Below are 15516 nucleotides of genomic sequence, written 5' to 3'. Positions count from 1 at the left end.
GTGGCGTGCAGCCCCTGTTCAGCTTCAGCGAGGGCCGCACCTTCCGCACGGCGGTGCGGCTGCGGCGCCGGGCGGCCCCCGGGGAGGAAAGCCGGCTGGGCCTGCTCGCCCTCTGCCACGGCTGCGGCGACCAGCAGGTGCAGAGCCTGCTGCAGCTGCGTCGCTGGGCGCCCTGCCTCTGCCGCCAGGCTCCGGCAGGGGACCCCACCCCCCTGGCGATCAGCGGCCCCCTCTGGATCGGCCCGCTGCAGAATCCCGACGTGCTCGGCGCCATGGCCCCTGGGGCGGCAGAGGCACCGATGCCGCCGGCGGAGATGACAGTGTCGCCACTGCCGGCTCTGGGGACTCTCCTGGAACCCGCCAGCCTGAAGCTGTTGCAGCGCCTGCAGGCCGATCCGGGCACGGTGGCGCGTTGCTGGCCCACCGCGGAGATCGGCCGCCGGCTGGGAGGAGGTCCGCCCCGGCTGGAGGCGATGATCCAGCGGTTGCGCCAGCTGGGCCACGGCGCCTGGGCCAGCGGTGTGATGGCAGCCCAGCTGCGCAGCGATGCCCCGTGGCCTTTGCTGCTGGAAGTGGCGCGTGCGGCTCAGGCTGATTCGCGCCGGCCTGCCGAGCCGGGCCACTTCCGCCGGGACACTGCTAAATAGATTCGGCTTGCGTTCCAGCCCTGGTCATGGCCTCTGAAATCTTTGGCACCGCTGCTCTGTTCTGGGTGCTCATCCCCGTGGGGCTTGCCGGTGGCGTGTTGCTGCTGAAGCTCCTGAACGACTGACGCATCGGCTACCGATGCGCTCGTAGGCTCAGCCTGGTAGCGCATCCTCCATGCAGGTTCTGGTTGTTGGTGGAACGGGCACACTTGGCCGGCAGATCGCCAGGCGGGCCCTGGATGCCGGCCATCAGGTGCGCTGCATGGTGCGTTCCCCCCGCAAGGCCTCCTTCCTGCAGGAGTGGGGCTGTGAGCTCACCCGGGGGGATCTGATGGATCCTGAGAGTCTCGATTACGCCCTCGAAGGCCAGGAGGCGGTGATCGACGCCGCCACGGCCCGAGCCACCGATCCGGGCAGCGCTTACGACATCGACTGGACCGGCAAGCAGAACCTGTTCGCCGCCTGCAGCCGCGCCGGCGTCAAGCGGCTGGTGTTTCTGTCGTTGCTGGATGCGGCCCTGCACCGCAGCGTGCCGCTGATGGAGATCAAGGCCTGCACCGAGGCCTGGCTGGAGGCTTCCGAGTTCGACTACACGATCCTGCGGGGCGTGGCCTTCATGCAGGGTCTGATCAGTCAGTTCGCGATCCCGGTGCTCGAGAGCCAGACGGTGTGGGTGAGTGGGGTTCCCACGCCGATCGCCTACATGAACACGCAGGACCTGGCCGCCTTCGCCGTGGCCGCCCTGGAACGGCCTCAGACCGTGCGGAAGGCATTCCCGGTGGTGGGGCCGAGGGCCTGGAACACCGGTGAGATCACCCAACTGTGTGAGCGCTACAGCGGCCGTGAGGCACGGGTGTTCCGGGTGCCGCCGCTGCTGTTGAAGGGGATGCAGGCTGTGGCCAGTTTCTTTGAAGCCAGCCTCAACGTGGCCGAGCGGCTCGCCTTCGCCGAAGTGACCGGAGGCGGCCGTCCGTTGGATGCGCCGATGGAGGAGAGCTATGCCGCCTTCGGCCTCGATCCAGCTGCTACCACCAAACTGGAGGATTACCTGAAGGAGTACTACGACACCATCCTCAAACGCCTGCGCGACATGGAGGCCGATCTCGATAAGGATGCCAAGAAGAAGCTGCCGTTCTGAACAAACCTGGCCTGACAGAGTGCCCTGGGCCTGATTCACGCCCTGGTGATCAGCGGCATCGCCCCCTGTTGGTCACAAGCAGAGGGTGCGTCCGGCGGGGCCTGGGGATATCGCGTAACGTTGTCATTGGATTTCTTGCGTTTCTGGGAAGATACTTCTCAGAGCTGGGCCATGGTCTAGACTGGCGGTTGTGCAGTTAACCCGATAAATCGCCGATGTTTACTCTTCAAAGAGCCACCCAGATCTTCCCCGAAACCCTCTCCGCCGATGTGGTTCCGGCCATCACGGCCCGCTTCCGCCTGTTGAGTGCAGAGGATCAGCTGGCCCTGATCTGGTACGCCTACCTCGAGATGGGAACCACGATCACGGTGGCCGCCCCTGGCGCCGCACGCATGCAGTTCGCGGAGCCTGTGCTCAACCAGATCAAAGCCATGGGGGCGGCGGAGCAGACCCAGGTGATGTGTGATCTGGCCAACCGCAGCGACACCACCATCTGCCGCGCGTATTCCAACTGGTCGGTGAATATCAAACTGGGCTTCTGGTATCAGCTCGGTGAGTGGATGGCCGCCGGTCTGGTGGCCCCGATTCCCAAGGATTACCAGCTCTCCGCCAATGCCTCGGCCGTTCTCACCGCCCTGAAGGGGGTGGAGCAGGGTCAGCAGATCACCCTGCTGCGCAACTTCGTGGTGGACATGGGCTTTGATCCTCAGAAAGGAGAGGGTCAGCGGGTGATGGAGCCAATCGTGGCTCCCACGCCGGAAGACCAGCGCCAGAAGGTGTTCATCGAAGGGGTGATCAATCCCACGGTGAATTCCTATATGGATCTGCTCAACGCCAACGATTTCGACAACCTCATCAAGCTCTTTCTGCCGGATGGAGCGCTCCAGCCCCCCTTCCAGAAGCCGATCGTGGGCACCGATGCCATTCTGAGCTTCTTCCGGGAAGAGTGCCAGAACCTGCGCCTGCTGCCCGAGCGGGGCTATGCCGAACCCACCGATGGGGATTTCACCCAGATCAAGGTGACCGGCAAGGTTCAGACCCCCTGGTTCGGGGCCAACGTGGGCATGAACGTCGCCTGGCGCTTCCTGCTCAACCCGGAAGGCAAGATCTACTTCGTGGCCATCGATCTGTTGGCTTCCCCCGCCGAGCTGCTCAAGTTCGCTCGTTGAGGCCTGCCACCCGAACCGGTCTTCTGCTGGCATGCACGATCCTGCTGGCCTGGCTGATCAGCCTGGCCAGCCTGGTGATGGTGGATCCGTCTCGGCTGCCCTGGCAGCTGGTGCTGCTGGCCGTGCTCGGACGCACCTTTCTGCAGACAGGCCTCTTCATCGTCGGCCACGACGCGATGCACGGCACCCTCTGGCCAGAGCGGAAGCGCTGGAACCACAGGATCGGTGCCCTGGCCCTGCAGCTGTACGCCGCCCTGCCCTACCGCGCCTGCCGCCGCAATCACCACCGGCATCATCGGGCGCCGGTCAGCGCTCTCGATCCGGATGGTCCTCCCCATCCCGGCAGTGGTGTGGTGAGCTGGTACATCCGCTTCATGGCGGGGTATCTGTCCTGGCTCCAGATGATGCGCTTGCTCGGCGGCTGGGTCCTTCTGGCTCTGGTGGCCCAGGTGTTGTCCGTGGCTCTGGTCAACACGGGCGCTGGCAGCAGTGCTGTATCCGCCATCAGCAATGTCTTGCTGTTCTACAGCCTGCCGCTGCTGTTGAGCTCTCTGCAGATGTTTGCCTTCGGGACCTATCTCCCCCACCGACAGCAGCGTCACAGCCAGGGCCTGGGTGCGATTGAAAGCCTGAATCTTTCAGCGCCGCTGTCCCTGCTGGCCTGCTATCACTTCGGCTATCACCGAGAACACCACCAGTGGCCGGATCTGGCCTGGTTTCAACTTCCTGAGCGGAGATCCAGCGCGCTGCCAACCGCCCATCCGTTACGCTCGTTACCAAGGTGTATGAAGCTGAGCAGACCCCAGCCGACAGCCTCTTCAAGATCATGAACATGAACGATTCTATTGTGACCGGCTGGAGTGAACAGGAAGAGGCCATTGCTCGCGGGGCGTTCGATCGTGCCCAGCGGCGGGCTGTGCACGTCCTGATTGAGGCGATCAGGGTGCAGTCTGGCCGCCTGGATTCGATTGATTCAGTCTGGAATCTGCATGATTTTCTCAGCACACAGCGCTACCAGATCGAGGGGCGTTTCGATTTTCGTCTCGATGGAATTCTGTTTGTTTTCGCCAGTCTGGTGAAGGAGAAATTGCTTTCTCTCGAAGAACTTGAGGGTCTCGGAGACGAGAAGCTGGCCAAAATCAAGGCCATGTCCCTGTTCTGAACTGTCGTTGCGATCTCTCCAGAAGCGTCGCGGCTGGCCGGGTAAACTCTTCGATTGTGCTGCTGGACGGATGTCGATTGCGCAGATCAAGAACCTGCAGCGCCGCCTCGCCAATCTTGAGCAGGAAGCGATCGAGGAGATCAACCGGGCCTGCGGCCATGAGCTCTGGCAGAGCCTCGGTTTCGATGCTCTCGATACACTTGAGGATCCGGATCGTCGCTCGCGGGCGAACTACTACTACGGCCAGCTGCAAACGGTGCGTGAACTGCGCGACGTCATCAGCTGAGCGAGCCGCACGCACCACAGCCAGGCCTCCCTATCCGCCGCCGCCGGCCCGCCCCGATTTCCCACCGCCGGCCCGTCCGCCCCGACCCGGGGAGCGCCGGCCAGAGGGGCTCCTGGCTGCCGACAGCGTACGGAGCGATGGCTGCCCGCTCGCGGGTTGACGCAACAGCCCCTGCACACGGCGATCCTCTTCGGGGGTCAGCGCACGCCAGCGGCCTGGATCCAGGCCGCTCAGGTCCAGGGGAGGCTCTCCATCCATCAGGTCGATGGAGGCGCGTACCAGCCGCAGGGTGGGATGGCCCACCGCGGCAGTCATCCGACGCACCTGGCGGTTGCGACCCTCCCGCAATTGCAGCTCCAGCCAGGCGGTGGGAATGGCGAGGCGATGGCGGATCGGCGGCACCCGCTCCGGCAGTTGCGGTGCTGGCAGGAGGACACGAGCGCGGGCCGGCAGGGTGCGCTGTCCCTGCACCATCACCCCCTCGGCCAGCCGCTGCAGGGGCTCGGCACTGGGTTCACCTTCCACCTGGACCCAGTAGGTGCGCCAGTGGCCCCAGGCTGGATCGGTGAGGCGATGTTGCAGTGGGCCGTGGTTAGTGAGCAACAGCAGGCCCTCACTGTCTGCATCCAGGCGGCCGGCGGCATAGACGCCAGGCACCGGAATGAAGGAGGCCAGGCAATCCCAGCGACTTTCAGGTTCCGGCGTGAACTGGCTCAGGACCCCATAGGGCTTGTGGAAGAGCAGATGGGTCAGAGGCGGGCCTGCCAGAGGTTCACCACGCCGATCGCGATCAGCAGCAGTCCGAGATCCATCGACAGAGGAGGCAGAACCATGGGGCGCAGCGGTGATCCGGGTGAAAGCGCAGCGACCCTAGGGCCCTCGACCGGCCACCCGGTGGGAACGGAGCGGGCCGGAAGGGCGAGATCTAGACTGAGGGCAGTGATCTTCGTCTGCCCCGCCACCGCCGCATGATTGAAACCTCGGGAGTGATTGAGAAGGAACAGGGCAACGGCTTCTATCTGGTGACCCTGGAGCAGCCCGCTGGGCACCAATGTCTGTGCCGTGCGGCCGGCAAGCTCACCAAGTTCCGCATCAAGCTCCTCGCCGGCGACAAGGTGCTGGTGGAGATCAGCCCCTACGACCTCACCCGCGGCCGCATCACCTACCGCGAGCGCAACGCCGGAGCCACCGGCCCCCGGCCGGGCGGCAATCGTCCCGGCGGCCCCCGTCGCCGCTGAGGCGATGGTTCAGAGCTGAGCCGATTCAGATCAGGCTCAGCTCTGACCTCCTGTTGTCTCAGCCCACCGCCGCACCCAGCAGGGATTCGATCGCGGCCTTGAATTCGCTGCGTTGCTTGACGCCGCGGAACTGCTGTTTGAGCTCCTTGCCGAAGAACAGCTGCACCGTTGGGGTGCCGCTGACACCAGCCTGAACGGCAATCTCCTGATCGGCATCGATGTCGATCTCGACACCTTGGGCACGCCCGCCGAGTTCCTCCAGCACCCGCTTCAGCTGGGGCTTGAGCACGTGGCAGGGGCCACAGGTGGGAGAGGTGTAGACCACCAGCAAGGGCTTGCTGCTGTCGTGGTACAGCTTGCGCAAGGCGTAGCCCCCTTTCTGCCAGAGAGCATCAGGATCGAAATTGTCGCCGTCGCTGGTGACGGTTCGCACCGGTTCACCGGCCGGGGCCGGATCCACCGGATCGTGGCTCACGGTCACCGCCAGATCGTGGTGGGTGAGCCAGCGCTCCGCAGCCAGGGCGGCCTGGCAGCCGCTGCCGGCGGCGGTGATGCCCTGGCGCCATTCCGCATCGGCCACGTCACCGGCGGCGAACACGCCCTCCAGGCTGGTTTCGGGTCGGCCCGGCCGGGTCACGAGGTAGCCGAGCGAATCGAGTTCCAGCTGGCCGCGCACCAGACGGGTGTTGGGGGTATGACCGATCGCATAGAAGAGGCCGCGCACGGCCAGCTCCTCCGTGGCGCCCTGGCCTGTGCTGCCTGAATCGGTGGCCGCCGCGCTCGTGTCGCTCAGGGTGAGGCTCTCCAGCCAGCCGTTGCCGCTGGCCCCCACGACCTGACGGTTCCAGTGCACGGTGATGGCGGGGTTGGCCAGCACCCGATCGGCCATGGCGGCGCTGGCGCGCAGTTTGTGGGTGCGCACGATCAGGTGGACACGGCTGCCGTATTTGGTGAGGTACACGGCCTCTTCGCAGGCGGAATCACCGCCTCCCACCACGGCGAGCTCAGCATCGCGGTATTGGGGCGTGGCGCCATCACAGATGGCACAGGCGCTGATGCCATGGCTCCAGAAGGTCTCCTCCTCAGGCAGGCCCAGGCGGTTGGCGCTGGCCCCGGTCGCCAGGATCACGGACTGGGTTTCGATCACCCGGTCTTCGGCGGTGATCCGGTAGGGACGGCGGGAGAGATCGATGGCGCTGACATCGGCTTCCACCAACCGGGTACCCCACCGCACCGCCTGGGCCTTCATGCGGTCCATCAGGTCCGGGCCGAGGATGCCGTCCGGAAAGCCTGGGAAGTTTTCCACGTGGGTGGTGGTCATCAGCTGACCACCGGGAATGCCGCCGTCCTGGAAGCCGGTGATCAGCACCGGGCTGAGGTTAGCGCGAGCGGCATAGATGGCTGCGGTGTAACCGGCGGGCCCGGAGCCCACGATCACGAGGTTCTCCGGAGCGGGACTCAGCGACGACTCTGCCCCTGGAGACGGTGCGTCCACGGACGGCGGCGTTCCCATCGGCTTAGGCGGAATGACTATGAGTTGAGCCTAGGGGATGGCTGAGCAGGTCGTGGCGATGCTGGCCAGAGACCGATCAGATCTCGAGCAGGCCGTCGGTTTCGGGGTGCTGACCTTCACCCAGCCGGCGCGGCACCATCAGCACGTTGGCCTCAAGCATTTCAGGATGTTCCTCAAGGCAGAGGAGCCACTCGCGGAACTCCTCGTTCAGGGCAAAACTGTCTTCGTACTGTTCAAGGGCGTCAAGCGTGGCCCGTCGCGCGAGGGCCCAGCAGACGGCCACCGTTAGGCGTCGATGCACCGAGGCGTCCATGGATTGATGGGCGGATGCGCACACGCTGCCGGTCCATCGGCTGGTTCGTGGTGTCGGTTGACACAACGTTGTAGATCAAGCCACACCAGCTCTATCACAAAACTGCATGTGAAGCACTGCGACGCAAAAAATCGGGAAGCTGGGGGCCGCCCAGCCGGATCACGTCCCCAGCCCGGTCGCGCAGGGCCTGCAGCGGCAGACCGGTTGAGGGCATCGAGCCGGCGGATTCCGGAGCCTGTTCGCTGCTGCGGCTGCGGATCAGATAGGGCTCGCTCAGCGACCAGCTGCGGGCGTAGCGCATCAGCAGGGGGTCGGCCGGCGCGAACACGTAGGAGCACTGGCGCGGCACCGGCTCAAGGGCGGCACGGCTGCCATCCATGCGCACCGCCCGGGTGATCCCCTGCAGGAAACGGGTGCGGGTCACCACCGTGGTGAGGTAGGCCACCACCCGCAGCCGCGGCGCATCAAAACCCTCGGCGCACATATCGATGCTCACCAGCCAGCGGCCCTCGCCGCGCTGAAAAGCCTGCAGGCGATCGTTGGCCTCGGGATCCTGCGAGTGCACCAGCTGCACCCGGTCGCCCTCCTCCTCCAGCAACCCGGTGATCCGGCGGGCGTGGGCGATGTCGCGGGCGATCACCAGGCCGCCCGCCTCGGGATGCTCCTGACGCACCTCCTCCAGTTTGCGCCGGGCCCGGATCAGCAGATGCAGGGCAATACTGCTGGAATCCCCCAGTTGGATGGCGCGCCGCAGGTTGCGGGCCCGCCAGCTCTCCCGTTCTTCAGCCGAGAGGGGTGAGGTTTCGCCATCGGGATCATCGGAGCGGCGGCCGTGATCCACGCAGCCGTCCTGGAAGCGGAACTCGAGGGGGCGCACATCACCGGCCGCGATCAGCTCCTGTGGTTCGACGCTGAGGTCGGGCACGATCCGTTCCACCGTCGTGTCGCCTTCGGTGGCCTGCACCCGGCGGGCGGCACAGAAGGCGAGGTTGTCGGCGCGGAACGGAGTGCCGGTGAGCCCCAGCCGCAGGCCGGCTGTGGCGGTGAGCCGGCTGAAGGCATGACCCCAGGCGCTGGCCTCCGGCTCGTCTGGATCGAGCCCGAGATGGTGCACCTCATCGGCGATCGCCATCCAGGCTCCCAGGCCTGGATCTGCCAGCAGAGCCGCCAGCCGTTCGCTGTGGCGACTTGCGCTCTGATAGGTGATCAGCAGACCGTGGCTGTCGGCGCTCCGCTGCGGCTGCTCGGGTTCCCAGAGGGCCAGGCGCAGCCCCAGACGGGCCGAGGAGGCCTGCCACTGGCCGCCGATGGAACTGCGGTGGCAGAACACCACGAAGCGGCTCAGGTGGCCGTCCCGGTGCAGCCGCTGAAAGCCAAGCAGGGCACCCAGCGTCTTGCCGGCGCCGGGACCGGCGTTGATCAGCACGTCGTGGCCGTTGGGGTGAGGCTGCAGCAAGCGGCGACGCAGCAGCTGCAGCAACAGCACCTGCCACTGGCGGGGCTGCACCGCAGAGCCGGCCAGGCTGCCCGGTTCCGGCCCCAGATCGAACGACGGCGAATTCATCGCCCGATTCTGCTGCCGTCTCGCTGGATCTTGAGCAATGGTTCCTATAGGTTTCCGGTCAGATCTGCCTATGTTCCGGCCAGGCGGGGCTCTGGTCTGCTTCGAGTCGCTCGTCTCCGTTCTGTCCTGGCGTCATGCCTGAACCCTCGCCTTTCTTCCCCGCCGAGCAGAAGGCCGTGCTGGAGCGCTGCTGGCGGCTCGAGTGCGACATCGATCCGATGATCCTGCGGGCCCGCATGCTGCGGCACCAGGGCTGGCCGTGCCAGGCGCTCTGCCTGGAACAGGAGCTGCTTCCGCTCTTCTGAGCCCCTGCGTCGCGTGTGGCGCGATTGTGGACCCCGTTGGTGGGCGACTCCACACAGCGGGCTGCCATCACAGCACCTGGGTCTCCTTAATGGAAGGGCAGGCCTTTGCTGAGGCTCCATTGACGAGGTTGTTGGTGCCGCGTGAGCGGCAGGCCGGTGAGTGTCGGGTGGCGGCAACGCCGGAGACCGTCCGCCGGCTGTGTGGACTGGGACTGGCCGTGAGCGTGGAGGCCGGGGCTGGAGAGGCCTCCGGCTACGGCGATACGGCCTACCAGGAGGCCGGGGCCGAGCTCTGCGCGCCGGAGGCCCTTCCCTGGGATGCGGCGGAGATCGTGCTCTGCGTGCAGCCGCCGCCGCTGGAGTCCTTGGCTCGCCTCAAGTCCGAGGCCCTGTTGATCGGCCTGCTGGCTCCCTACGGCGCCGATGCTCTGGCGGCGCTGCTGGCCGAGCGGGGGGCTTCGGCCATCGCCCTGGAACTGCTGCCTCGCATCAGCCGCGCCCAGTCGATGGACGTGCTCTCCTCCCAGGCGAACATCGCCGGCTACAAGGCGGTGCTGCTGGCGGCCAGCCAGCTGGATCGCTACATGCCGATGCTGATGACGGCCGCCGGCACGATTCAGCCCGCCCGGGCCCTGATCCTGGGGGCCGGCGTGGCCGGCCTGCAGGCCCTGGCCACAGCACGCCGTCTCGGTGCCGTGGTGACGGTGAGCGATGTGCGGCCCGCCGCCAAGGAACAGGTGGAATCCCTGGGGGGCCGCTTCCTCGAGCCTCCGGCGCAGCAGGAGCGTCCCGCTGAAGCCGGAGGCTATGCCCAGGCGGCCAGCGAGGCGTTTCTCGAGGCCCAGCGCCAGCAGCTGGCCGAACAGCTGGCCGTCTCCGATCTGGTGGTCTGCACGGCCCAGGTGCCTGGCCGCCCGGCACCGCGGCTGATCAGCGAAGCCATGCTGGATGGCATGCGCCCCGGAGCTGTGGTGGTCGATCTGGCGGTGGCCCAGGGGGGCAACTGCGCCGCCACCGTGGCTGGGGAAACGGTGATCCGCAACGGTGTGCGGCTGATCGGTGCCGATGCCCTGCCCAGCAGCGTGGCCAACCACGCCAGCGCGCTCTACGCCCGCAACCTGCTGGCGCTGATCGAGTATCTGGCCGAGCCCGCCGTCCCTGGGGAGGCCGCAGAGCAACGCCGTCAGCAGCTCGATCCGCAGGATCCGATCCTGGCCGGCTGCCTGTTCATCAGCCGGGGAGATTGCCTGCATCCGGAGGTGTTGCGCAGCGGCACCGCGGCCCAGGCCACAACCGCGGTGCCCGTGGCGGCCGCTGAATCCGTCACCGTGGGAGCCTCCCGATGATCGACATCACCAACGCCCTCTGGGTGCTGCTGCTCGGCAGCCTGCTGGGACTGGAGCTGATCGGCAAGGTGCCGCCCACCCTGCACACGCCGTTGATGAGTGGCGCCAACGCCATCAGCGGCATCACGGTGCTGGCCTCCCTCACCCTGATCGTCCGCGCCGGGGATCAGCCGGCCCTGCTGCTGCTGGGCTCGCTCTCGCTCGGTTTCGCTCTGTTCAACGTGATCGGTGGCTTTCTGGTCACCGATCGCATGCTCGCCATGTTCCGCCGCCGGGGAGACCGCTGATGGCCACGCTTCATTCGCTTGCCTCGTTGCTCTCCTCCGGCCTGGACTCCCTGCGGCAGCTGCCTCCGCAGGTGCTGGGCGACGCTATTGACCTGGTGTCGGTGCTGCTGCTGGCCCTGGGCATCAAGGGCCTGTCCAAGGTGCGCTCGGCCCGCTTTGCCAATGGTCTGGCGGCCCTGGCCCTCGGCCTGGCCGTTCTGGGCCTGCTGATCCAGCTGCAGCCCGATGTCACCGCCTGGCTGTGGATCGCCGCCGGCAGTGCGGCCGGTGGCCTGCTGGGGCTGGTGATGGCCCAACGGGTGCCGATGACGGCCATGCCCGAAACCGTGGCGCTGTTCAACGGCTGCGGCGGCATGGCCTCGCTGCTGGTCGCCTTCGGTGTGTCCCGCTATGAGGGCCTCGACGACGGGGGCTGGGTGGCGGCCGCCTCGATCGTGGTGTCGCTGCTGGTGGGAGCGATCACCTTCAGTGGCTCCCTGGTGGCGATGGCCAAGCTGCGGGGCTGGCTCGATACCCCCGCCTGGACCCAGAGCAGCCTGCGCCATGGCGTGAACATCGGCCTGGCCCTGCTCTGCCTGGTGGGGGCCCTGACCCTGAGTTCCGATCCCGGCGGCTGGCCGTTGCTGCTGCTGGTGCTGGCCTCGAGCCTGCTGGGCATCGGCGTCACCCTGCCGATCGGCGGCGCCGACATGCCGGTGGTGATCTCCCTGCTCAACTCCTATTCCGGTGTGGCCGCCGCTGCCGCCGGTTTCGTGGTGGGCAGTCAGCTGCTGATCGTGGCCGGCGCCATGGTGGGCGCCGCCGGCCTGATCCTCACCCAGGTGATGTGCACGGCGATGAACCGTTCGCTGGTCTCGGTGCTGTTCGGCGGGGCCCTGGGGGCCGCAGCGCCGACTGGAGGTGGCGGTGGTGGGGAGGCCACCAGCTACAGCCGCATCGTGAGCTGCAGCCCTGAGGAATGCGCCATGGCTCTGGAGAACGCCGAGCGCGTGGTGTTCGTGCCGGGTTACGGCCTGGCCGTGGCCCAGGCCCAGCACGCCCTGCGGGAGCTGTCCAAGCTGCTGGAGGCCCATGGCGTCTCGGTGAGCTACGCGATCCACCCGGTGGCGGGCCGCATGCCGGGCCACATGAATGTGCTGCTGGCGGAGGCGGATGTGCCCTACGAGCAGCTGGTGGAGATGGATCTGATCAATCCCGAGTTTCCCGCCACCGATGTGGTGATCGTGCTCGGCGCCAACGACGTGGTGAACCCCCAGGCCAAGACCGATCCCAGCAGCCCCCTGTTCGGCATGCCCGTGCTGGAGGTGGATCAGGCCCGCCAGGTGTTCGTGGTGAAGCGCAGCCTCGGCGCCGGCTATGCCGGCATCGCCAACGCCCTGTTCGAGCTGCCCCAGACGGCCATGGTGTTCGGCGATGCCAAGGCGGTGCTCAATGGCCTGCTCACCGAGCTGCGGGCCCTGGGGGTGGGGAAAGTCAAGGAAACGGTATCCCTTTGACATCGACATCCAGCACCGAGCTATCGCGCTGGATCTCCACTTTCAGTGGGTTGGAGAGCTCCTGCACGGCCACCGTGCCGCTCACCGGCAGGGGCTGATCGGCCCGCACCGTGGCCTGCAGGGGCTCGACCGTGACTGGGTTGACGCTCACGGCCTGACGGTCACCGGGTGGAGGTCCACCGGCCGCAGGCTCAGCGGCTGCACGGCCACCGGTGGCAGGTTCAGGCGGCTCACTTCCGCCACCACCCGGGTCTGCAATCCCTCCGGCCCCTGGGCCCGCACCGCGACCGGCAACGCAGACTCCACCCGCACGGTGATCGGGATCGAGCCTTCCAGCTTCACCGGCAGGGGGCTCCGGGTGTTCACCCCCACAGGAAGAGGGCGGCTGAGCAGCTGCTGGGCGGCCTGGGCCAGCACCAGGCTGCAGAGCACCAGCGCCAGTGGCCAGCGCCAGATCAGGCAGAGCTGCTGCCAGTGCGGCGGGAGCCGGTCTGGGTGGCGGGTTGGACCGGGGGCTTGAGTCATGGGGGTGGCCAGCGCAGGCCTCCATGATCGGCAGGTGCTCCTCGCCGTGGTTCGTGGCTCCTGTTTTGCCTGCCGATCTGTCGCTGCCGCCCTTCCGCCAGCGGTTCCCCTGGATTGGCGGGGATCTGCAGACGCTGCGGGACACGCTTCACCCACCGAAACTGCCGCTGGATCGGGGCTTGCCGCTGGAGTGGCCGGTGGGAGTGCTGCCCTGCCGATCCGCTTCCCTGTCTCCAGGTCGCTCCGGATCCGGATCCGGCGACCGCCTGCTGGCGCTGCTCGATGGGGCCCCATCCGCGGCAGACGCCCGTGGTCTGGTGCTGCTGCTCCATGGCCTGGGGGGATCGAGCGATCGCGAGGGCCTGCGGCGGATGGGGCAGACCCTGCAGGCGGCCGGCTTTGCCGTGGTGCGGCTCAACCTGCGCGGTGCCGGCGCCGGCCGCCAACTCGCCGGCGGCACCTACGCGGGCCGCTGCAGCAGTGATCTGCTGCCGGTGATCGCCCAGGCCCGCCGGCTGGCCGAGGAGCTGGGTCAGGCCACCAAGGCCGGGCCCCTGGCCGGCCGGCCCCTGCCCTTGCTGGGGGCGGGGATTTCCCTGGGCGGCACGATGCTGCTCAATGCCTGCCTCGATGGCGCGGCCCAGGCCTCTGGCTCTGGCTCTGGGAGGCAACCTGTGCTGGATGGCCTGGTCTGCATCAGCAGCCCGCTGGACCTGGATGCCTGCTCCCGCCAGATCGAGCGGCCCCGCAACCGCGTGTACCAGAACTGGCTGCTGGAGCGCCTCTGCCGCCAGACCCTCGAGGATCCCTTCGGGGTGACGCCCCAGGAGCGCCAGGCTCTCGAGGGGGCAGAGCGGCCCCGCACCATCCGCCGCTTCGATGCGGCAATCACCGCGCCCCGCTGGGGTTACACCTCAGTGGATCACTACTACGCCGCCGCCAGCCCCCTGCCGCGCCTGCTGGCGGGGGAACCCCTGCCGCCGACGCGACTGCTGCACGCGCTGGATGATCCCTGGGTGCCGGTGGAGGCCACCCGCCGGCTTGCCAGTCGGGCTTCCGAGGGGATCGAGGTGACGCTCACTTCAGGGGGCGGCCACAACGGTTTCCATGGCTGCGGGGATCACCGCCGGCCACCCGGCTGCTGGGGCGACTGGCTCACGGCCCGCTGGCTGCTCGACTTCAGCGCAGCGCAGGGCTGAACGTCTGCCGCTGCAGGATCCACGCCTCGATCGGTCGCCCGCCGATCACATGCTCGTGCACGATCCGCTCGATCCGCTCGGGCGTCACGCCGCCATAGACGATCCCTTCCGGCCAGAGCAGCAGGATCGGCCCGTCGCTGCAGATGCGCAGGCAATCGGCCTTGGTGCGCAGCACGATCCCCTCAGGGCGCCCAGGCGATTCCAGGCCCAGCTCCCGCACCAGGCGCTTGAGGGTGTCCCAGCTGGCGGCGCCCACGGCCGGGTCGCAGCAGAGCGCCTTGGTGGGGGTGGCGCAGAGCAGCAGGTGGTGGGCGACCTGCGGCATCGGGGCAGCCATCACGATCGGGGCAGCCATCACGCCGGCAGCGCCGCCGGGGCCTTGGCGTTCCGCCGGGCTGCAGCCTCACGCACCGCCTGGCGCGACCAGGCGTCCACGGCGAGCACATCGTCGAGGGAGGGATCGGCCCTGAGATCGGCCCGGTGACGATCACACACCACGTCGATCAGTTGCGGAATCTCGAGGAAGGGGATCTGCTCGTCGAGGAAGAGGGCCACCGCCTGCTCGTTGGCGGCGTTCAGCACCGCCGGCATGGTGCCGCCGGCGCGGCCGGCCGCGTAGGCCAGCTCCATGCAGGGGTATTTGGCCGGATCGGGGGCGCGGAACGTGAGTTGGCCCACCGCGGTGAGATCGAGCCGGCGCCAGGGGGTCTCGAGCCGCTCCGGCCAGCTGAGGCAGTAGAGGATCGGCAGCTTCATATCGGGCCAGCCCAGCTGGGCCAGCACCGAGGAATCGGCGAGTTCCACCATCGAATGGATGATCGACTGCGGGTGGATCACGATCTCGATCCGGTCGTAATCCAGCCCGAACAGGTAGTGGGCTTCGATCACTTCGAGGCCCTTGTTCATCAGCGAGGCCGAATCCACCGTGATCTTGCGCCCCATGCTCCAGTTGGGGTGGCTGGTGGCATCGGCCACGGTGGCCCTGGCCAGATCGGCGGCGTCCCAGTCGCGGAAGGCGCCGCCGCTGGCGGTGAGCTGGATGCGGCGCAGACCGGGGGTGGGCACGCCGGTGCTGAGCCGGGCCGTGTCGGCCCAGGGGGTGCCCTGCAGGCACTGGAAGATGGCGGAGTGCTCCGAATCGGCCGGCAGCAGCCGCGAGCCGCTCCTGGCCAGCTCGGGCAGCACCACCGGGCCGGCGGCGATCAGGGTTTCCTTGTTGGCCAGGGCCAGGTCCTTGCCGGCCCGCACCGCCGCCAGGGTGGGCAGCAGGCCGGCGCAACCCACGATGCCGGTCACCACCAGGTCGGCGCTGGGCCAGGCGGCGGCGG

General features: G+C 67.7%; 20 protein-coding genes and 1 pseudogene. 13 read left to right on the top strand and 8 right to left on the bottom strand.

Features of this window, described 5'->3' with window-relative positions; translation table 11 throughout:
* The 7 genes and pseudogenes from VB777_RS00860 to VB777_RS00830 form a co-directional block, all read left to right on the top strand.
* Positions 1-647: pseudogene (locus VB777_RS00860) on the top strand (hypothetical protein); the annotation flags it as partial.
* Positions 648-673: 26 nt separating this feature from the next.
* The gene (petM, locus tag VB777_RS00855; RefSeq protein WP_197154579.1) at positions 674-772 is read left to right on the top strand and encodes a cytochrome b6-f complex subunit PetM; all 99 of its coding nucleotides are present in this window, start codon (positions 674-676) and stop codon (positions 770-772) included.
* A 50-nt stretch (positions 773-822) separates the two neighbouring features.
* On the top strand, positions 823-1785 hold the full coding sequence (locus VB777_RS00850) for an NAD(P)H-binding protein (protein ID WP_197154581.1): 963 nt from the start codon (positions 823-825) through the stop codon (positions 1783-1785).
* Positions 1786-2000: 215 nt separating this feature from the next.
* Complete coding sequence (locus tag VB777_RS00845) at positions 2001-2954, top strand: orange carotenoid-binding protein (protein ID WP_197154583.1); 954 nt, start codon at positions 2001-2003, stop codon at positions 2952-2954.
* Positions 2951-3784: a fatty acid desaturase gene (locus VB777_RS00840; protein WP_323246431.1), complete on the top strand. Its 834-nt coding sequence runs from the start codon at positions 2951-2953 to the stop codon at positions 3782-3784. Before VB777_RS00845 ends, VB777_RS00840 begins: the two co-directional genes overlap by 4 nt.
* 2 nt (positions 3785-3786) lie before the next feature.
* Positions 3787-4116 carry a hypothetical protein gene (locus VB777_RS00835; RefSeq protein WP_197154586.1) on the top strand — a complete coding sequence of 110 codons (330 nt, stop codon included), beginning with the start codon at positions 3787-3789 and terminating at the stop codon, positions 4114-4116.
* A 70-nt stretch (positions 4117-4186) separates the two neighbouring features.
* Positions 4187-4402 carry a hypothetical protein gene (locus tag VB777_RS00830; RefSeq protein ID WP_197154588.1) on the top strand — a complete coding sequence of 72 codons (216 nt, stop codon included), beginning with the start codon at positions 4187-4189 and terminating at the stop codon, positions 4400-4402.
* Positions 4403-4432: 30 nt separating this feature from the next.
* Here the strand turns inward: VB777_RS00830 and VB777_RS00825 are convergent, their stop codons facing one another.
* Complete coding sequence (locus VB777_RS00825; RefSeq protein ID WP_323246434.1) at positions 4433-5170, bottom strand: pseudouridine synthase; 738 nt, start codon at positions 5168-5170, stop codon at positions 4433-4435.
* A 200-nt stretch (positions 5171-5370) separates the two neighbouring features.
* On the opposite strand from VB777_RS00825, the gene infA reads away from it, so the two are divergent.
* Positions 5371-5640 carry a translation initiation factor IF-1 gene (infA, locus tag VB777_RS00820; RefSeq protein WP_015108791.1) on the top strand — a complete coding sequence of 90 codons (270 nt, stop codon included), beginning with the start codon at positions 5371-5373 and terminating at the stop codon, positions 5638-5640.
* 58 nt (positions 5641-5698) lie between these two features.
* Here infA and VB777_RS00815 read toward each other — a convergent pair whose 3' ends face one another.
* The 3 genes from VB777_RS00815 to VB777_RS00805 form a co-directional block, all read right to left on the bottom strand.
* Complete coding sequence (locus VB777_RS00815; RefSeq protein WP_323246429.1) at positions 5699-7153, bottom strand: thioredoxin-disulfide reductase; 1455 nt, start codon at positions 7151-7153, stop codon at positions 5699-5701.
* A gap of 76 nt (positions 7154-7229) precedes the next feature.
* On the bottom strand, positions 7230-7466 hold the full coding sequence (locus VB777_RS00810) for a hypothetical protein (RefSeq protein ID WP_197154592.1): 237 nt from the start codon (positions 7464-7466) through the stop codon (positions 7230-7232).
* Positions 7467-7560: 94 nt separating this feature from the next.
* Positions 7561-9030, bottom strand: a complete 1470-nt coding sequence (locus VB777_RS00805; protein ID WP_323246427.1) for a DEAD/DEAH box helicase — start codon at positions 9028-9030, stop codon at positions 7561-7563.
* 134 nt (positions 9031-9164) lie between these two features.
* Here VB777_RS00805 and VB777_RS00800 point away from each other — a divergent pair, with 134 nt between their 5' ends.
* The 4 genes from VB777_RS00800 (at position 9165) to VB777_RS00785 (ending at position 12464) form a co-directional block, all read left to right on the top strand.
* Positions 9165-9335 carry a hypothetical protein gene (locus VB777_RS00800; protein ID WP_197154596.1) on the top strand — a complete coding sequence of 57 codons (171 nt, stop codon included), beginning with the start codon at positions 9165-9167 and terminating at the stop codon, positions 9333-9335.
* Between the two features lie 89 nt (positions 9336-9424).
* The gene (locus VB777_RS00795; RefSeq protein WP_323246425.1) at positions 9425-10681 is read left to right on the top strand and encodes an NAD(P) transhydrogenase subunit alpha; all 1257 of its coding nucleotides are present in this window, start codon (positions 9425-9427) and stop codon (positions 10679-10681) included.
* Positions 10678-10968 (top strand): NAD(P) transhydrogenase subunit alpha, encoded by a 291-nt coding sequence (locus VB777_RS00790; protein WP_197154600.1) that lies wholly within the window; start codon positions 10678-10680, stop codon positions 10966-10968. Before VB777_RS00795 ends, VB777_RS00790 begins: the two co-directional genes overlap by 4 nt.
* Positions 10968-12464 (top strand): NAD(P)(+) transhydrogenase (Re/Si-specific) subunit beta, encoded by a 1497-nt coding sequence (locus VB777_RS00785; RefSeq protein WP_197154601.1) that lies wholly within the window; start codon positions 10968-10970, stop codon positions 12462-12464. The genes VB777_RS00790 and VB777_RS00785 overlap by 1 nt, the downstream gene beginning before the upstream one ends.
* Here the strand turns inward: VB777_RS00785 and VB777_RS00780 are convergent.
* Together VB777_RS00780 and VB777_RS00775 are read right to left on the bottom strand one after the other, a co-directional pair.
* Positions 12442-12615: a hypothetical protein gene (locus VB777_RS00780; protein WP_323246423.1), complete on the bottom strand. Its 174-nt coding sequence runs from the start codon at positions 12613-12615 to the stop codon at positions 12442-12444. The two genes, VB777_RS00785 and VB777_RS00780, sit on opposite strands and share 23 nt — an antisense overlap.
* A complete protein-coding gene (locus VB777_RS00775; RefSeq protein ID WP_323246421.1) occupies positions 12612-12989 on the bottom strand; it encodes a hypothetical protein in 378 nt (125 codons plus the stop codon). The genes VB777_RS00780 and VB777_RS00775 overlap by 4 nt, the downstream gene beginning before the upstream one ends.
* 23 nt (positions 12990-13012) lie before the next feature.
* Here VB777_RS00775 and VB777_RS00770 point away from each other — a divergent pair, with 23 nt between their 5' ends.
* Positions 13013-14188: an alpha/beta fold hydrolase gene (locus VB777_RS00770; protein ID WP_416238290.1), complete on the top strand. Its 1176-nt coding sequence runs from the start codon at positions 13013-13015 to the stop codon at positions 14186-14188.
* Here the strand turns inward: VB777_RS00770 and VB777_RS00765 are convergent.
* Entirely contained in the window at positions 14169-14543 is a 375-nt protein-coding gene (locus tag VB777_RS00765; protein ID WP_370594749.1) for a (2Fe-2S) ferredoxin domain-containing protein, read from the bottom strand. The two genes, VB777_RS00770 and VB777_RS00765, sit on opposite strands and share 20 nt — an antisense overlap.
* Positions 14543-15516: 1-deoxy-D-xylulose-5-phosphate reductoisomerase (locus VB777_RS00760; RefSeq protein ID WP_323246418.1), on the bottom strand; the 974-nt coding region annotated here is incomplete at its 5' end. The genes VB777_RS00765 and VB777_RS00760, both read right to left, overlap by 1 nt.

The organism is Synechococcus sp. CCY9202 (assembly GCF_034931685.1).
In the GTDB taxonomy this organism is placed as follows: domain Bacteria; phylum Cyanobacteriota; class Cyanobacteriia; order PCC-6307; family Cyanobiaceae; genus CBW1002.
Note: the sequence above shows the minus strand (reverse complement) of the source record. Positions and strands in the feature narration are given on the sequence as shown.